Source organism: Trichlorobacter sp., from assembly GCF_030247655.1.
Classification (GTDB): domain Bacteria; phylum Desulfobacterota; class Desulfuromonadia; order Geobacterales; family Pseudopelobacteraceae; genus Trichlorobacter.
Genome location: NZ_JAOTRZ010000230.1, coordinates 1 through 4,591 on the forward strand (window position 1 = coordinate 1; position 4,591 = coordinate 4,591).

Annotated in this window: 2 protein-coding genes; one reads left to right on the top strand and one right to left on the bottom strand. The window is 52.8% G+C overall.

Annotated elements, in window-relative coordinates; genetic code table 11:
• Nucleotides 1-1,318 (top strand): methyl-accepting chemotaxis protein (locus OEL57_RS14475; RefSeq protein ID WP_300741398.1); only part of this gene is annotated, 1,318 nt, incomplete at its 5' end.
• Between the two features lie 376 nt (nt 1,319-1,694).
• Here OEL57_RS14475 and OEL57_RS14480 read toward each other — a convergent pair.
• Nucleotides 1,695-4,514, bottom strand: coding sequence for a bifunctional diguanylate cyclase/phosphodiesterase (locus OEL57_RS14480; protein WP_300741399.1), 2,820 nt, complete (start codon nt 4,512-4,514; stop codon nt 1,695-1,697).
• Nucleotides 4,515-4,591 lie beyond the last annotated feature (77 nt).

Below are 4,591 nucleotides of genomic sequence, written 5' to 3' on the forward strand. Positions count from 1 at the left end.
CGTAATTGCGTTTTTGGTGGTTGCCGCTTTTGCCGGTTTATTAGGTGCCGTCAGTGTTATCAATATCCAAAAGATGGAAAAGGCCGATACCTTTATGTACCAGGAGGTTGCGGTGCCGCTGGCTGGTCTGCGGGATATTACCCAGGCCTTTCTGCTGAACCGGATTAGCACCCGTGCCCTGATCGGCGCAACTGACCCGGACGAGCGTGAGGAGATTGCCGATAGCCTGCAGGAAAGTCTGGCTGCATTGGAGGCAAAGACAGCCGCCTATGTCAAAAAGATGGATGGTGCTGAAGAGAAAGCGGCTTTTGCAGAGTTTAAGAGTTCCTTTGATGCCTATGTGCCGCTTCTAAAGCAGATGATTGATCTCTCTCTGGCTGGTAAAAATGATGAAGCACTTGCAATTGCCAGAGGAGATGCTGGACGTCACGCTAATGCTATGCTGAAGGGGCTTGACAAGATGTCGGAGGTCAGTGTCAAGCATGCTAAAGTGACGGCGGAAAACAATGCAAAACTTGCCCGGACGGCCCTTGTCTTTTCATTGGCCATGTCTGTTGCAGCAGTAGCCGTGGCGCTTTTTATAGGTATTTTTGTCTCCGGCAGGATCAGTAATCCTCTGCAACAACTCCAGTTGCGCTTCCAAAAGGTTGCTGAAGGTGATTTGACGGTGACGGTTGATGCCCATTGCTGTGATGAAATGGGTAGTCTTGCCAAATCATTTGCAGCTATGGTTCAGCAGTTGCGGGATCTCATTGCCCAGGTAAATGCAACGGCAGGTGCTGTTACCGCCGCAACCAGAGAGCTGAACGGAACTTCAACCGAGATTGCCGGTGGTGCTGAGGTTGCTGCAGCACAGACCATTAGTGTTGCCACAGCCAGTGAAGAGATGGCAGCCACCAGTCATGACATTGCCCACAGCTGTCAGATTGCTGTGGAAGGCTCCCAGCGGGCAAATCAGGCTGCCCAATCAGGTTCTGATGTGGTGCGTCAGACAGTTGAGGGGATGCGTAAAATTGCTACCCGTGTTCAGGATACCGCCCGTACCGTTGATTCGCTGGGCGAGCGATCCGATCAGATCGGTGCCATTGTTGCCACCATCGAAGATATTGCTGATCAGACCAACCTGTTGGCACTGAATGCCGCCATAGAAGCGGCACGTGCCGGTGAGATGGGCCGCGGTTTTGCTGTGGTTGCTGATGAGGTTCGTGCTCTTGCCGAGCGGACCACCAAGGCAACCCGTGAGATTGGCGAGATGATCAAGGCGATTCAGTCTGAAACCAAGAGTGCGGTAACTGCCATGAACGAAGGGGTCCGCTAGGTTGAGGCCGGGACTCATGATGCCGAGCGTTCCGGTGCTGCCCTGGAACAGATTCTGGCGGAGATTGATGCGGTAGCTGATCAGGTCAGGCAGATTTCTACGGCAGCTGAAGAGCAGAGTGCTACCACCGGTGAGATTACTGATAACATCCACCGTATGACCCAGATTATTCAGGACACCGCCCGTGGTTCCCACGAAACCGCAGGTGCGGCGTCGAACCTGTCGGGAATGGCTGAGGGGCTGCAGGGGGCGGTTTCACGCTTTCGTCTGCAGTAACCGTTGTAACAGGACTTATCCGTTTGAAACAGAAAGCGGGGCAGGGAATCTGTTCCCGCCCCGCTTTTATTATGTCTTGAAGTGCACTGTTTGGATTTTATCAGTTGTTTGCCGTGTAATCTCCCTCTGTTGCGTTGTTCTCTTGCCGGGCCGTAACAAATACATACAGGTCATGTTCTGATAGCGGTTTGCTTAAGAAGTAGCCCTGCATCTCATCGCAGCCCCTGTCCTCCAGGAAGATCAACTGTTCCCGCGTTTCAACACCTTCTGCAATAACCTTCAGCTTCAGGGAGTGCCCCATGGCGATGATCGCCTCGGTAATGGCGGCATCATCAGGGTCGCTCAGGATGTCGTTAATAAATGATTTATCAATCTTGAGCCGGTCCAGCGGGAAATGTTTCAGGTAGGCCAGGGATGAATAGCCGGTGCCAAAGTCATCAATGGCCAGGTAGATTCCCATGCTTTTCAGGAGCTGCAGCTTTTGTAGCGCCTGTTGTTCGTTTGAGATCAGGAGACTTTCCGTCAGTTCAAGCTCCAGCAATTCCGGAGGCAGTCCACTATCGCTCAGGGCAGCAGCAACCATGTCGACAAAATCAGGTTCACTGAACTGGCGTCCTGAAACGTTGATGGCTATTCGTAACGGGGCAGGACCGTTTTTCTGCCACTCTGCACATTGCATACAGGCGGTGCGCAGCACCCATTCACCCAACTTGATGATGAAGCCGCTATCTTCTGCCAACGGAATGAAACGGTCAGGCGGGATCATGCCCAGCTCAGGATGACGCCAGCGCAGGAGGGCTTCAACCGCAATCACCGTATCATTTTTCAAGTCCAGCTGGGGTTGGTAGTGAAGATAAAAATCTCCATTGGCAAGCCCCAACGGCATGCTGTTGTCCAGGCGCAACATTTCAGCTGCCTGGGCATTCATCTCCCGGGCATAGAAGCGGAAGCAGTTTTTACCACTGCGTTTGGCATCGTACATGGCGGTTTCTGCATTTTTCTGCAGAGTCTCTGCATCGCTGCCATCCTGCGGGCATATGGCGATACCTATACTGCCGCTCAGGGTTACCTGCTGCCCTGCAGGGTTAAACGGATCAGACAGGCTGGCCAGAATCCGGTAGGACATGGTTACCGCTTCGTGGCGGCTCTCACGGCCCGGCAGAATAAAGGTAAATACATCGCCGCCAAAACGGCAGAGGGTGTCATCGGGGTGCAGCAACTTGCGTAGTCGTTCGGCAACCATGATCAACAGGCGGTCGCCGGTTTCATGTCCAAGTGTGTCGTTGATCAGCTTGAAGCGGTCAATGCAAAAGAATAACACCACTGTCAATTCGCGGTTGTTACGCTCTTTTTGCGCTGTTGCCAGATACAGGCGATCTGCAAAGAGAGAGCGGTTGGGCAGACCGGTCAGCAGGTCATGCAGTACCATGTGCGAGACCTGATCGGCCAGTTGCTTGCGTTCAGTGATGTCGGAACGGCAGCCTCGTCGGCCTAGAAAAGTGCCGTTATCATCAGTAATTGGCCGGCAGTTGTGGCGAACCCAACGGATGCTGCCTCCCTTGGTGATGATACGATACTCGATCTCTTCATGGCTGCAGTTGATGGCGTCACCACTTTCTGCGGCCATCTGGTCAAACATGGGGCGATCAGCAGGATGGATCATCTCTTCCATCAGAGATGGCTGGGCAAACAGCTCTTCACGGCTGTAGCCGGTGACTTCAATGCAGGCCGGTGAGATAAATTCAAAGCTGCCATCTGGACGGCGCCAATAGGTGAAATCATTGGTGAACTCGGTCACTATCCGGTAGCGCTGCTCGCTGTTGCGTAACGCCAGAGTGCTCTGGTCGATCTCTTCCACCATGCTGTTGAAAGCGCCGGTCAGATTGCCGATCTCTCCATTAACCGGCAGGTGGATAAAACGCGCATCCCCGGTTTTCTCCGGTAGTGTCGCAACGTGGGTGGCCAGTTGAGACAGGGGGCGGGTGAGCAGGCGCATCATAACAAGCACCACCACTACGGCGATTGCCATGCCTGTCAGAGTGGCGATGGCAAACCAGACCCGTGCGGTACGTACCGGGGCAAAGGCTTCATCAATCTGGTAGCTTGAGGCGATTAACCAGTCGACATTTTTCAGATGTTGAAGGGTGGTTATGATTTCACTGTTATAAACACCAAGATGACGTAGCGTTAATGGTCCTTTTTTCTCAAAGGCGTGGTCTATGCCTGCTACGATGTCTGGTGCAGAATTTTGGTAGATCCGTTTGGGATCAGGGTGCAGTATGACCTTATGATTCCGGTTGATAAGTCGTACAAAACCGCTGGCGCCGATCTTGGCTTGAATATGGTGTGAAAGAATATTGGGTTTGAACAGGCTGAAGCTGCCAGCCATCACCATAACAACCTTGTTTTGCACTATTATTGGCGCAGTAAATATGACTTGCAGGTCTTTGGGGGCGTTGCAACAGGGGAGTGGCTCACTGATGTGTGGCCGTCCATCAGCAAAGGTCTGTTTTAAAGCAGCTATCTCAGTTGCATTCTGCGGAACAGCCCCGTGATGCTGTGGTGTGCCGGCGATGATATGACCGGTGTGATCCAGCAGGAGTAAATGATTGGTGAAAAAACGGGTTATCAGACCGGTGCGGCTCTCAAGCCATGCTTGGGCCGCGGTCGGTGAGGTTAATACCGCAGGGGGAATTGCTCTGGCATTATTCAACAGGGCTTCCTGAGCCCCCTTGATGTCGGCATCAATGTTGTCAGCCAAAACCGTAAGCATGGTGGTTTGATGTGCGGTCAGGGTCTTTTCGTATTCCCGCTCAAAAAAAGTTAGCGTAACTATGGCGGTGATTACCATCAGCACCAGGATCAGGCCGGTTACCGCCAGGGTCATTCTGACCCGTAATGAGGGGTGCATAAAGCTCATAGGTAGTTATATCCCGCCCATACAGAGGTACTTGATCTCCAGATAGTCCTCGATCCCGTACTTGGAACCTTCCCGAC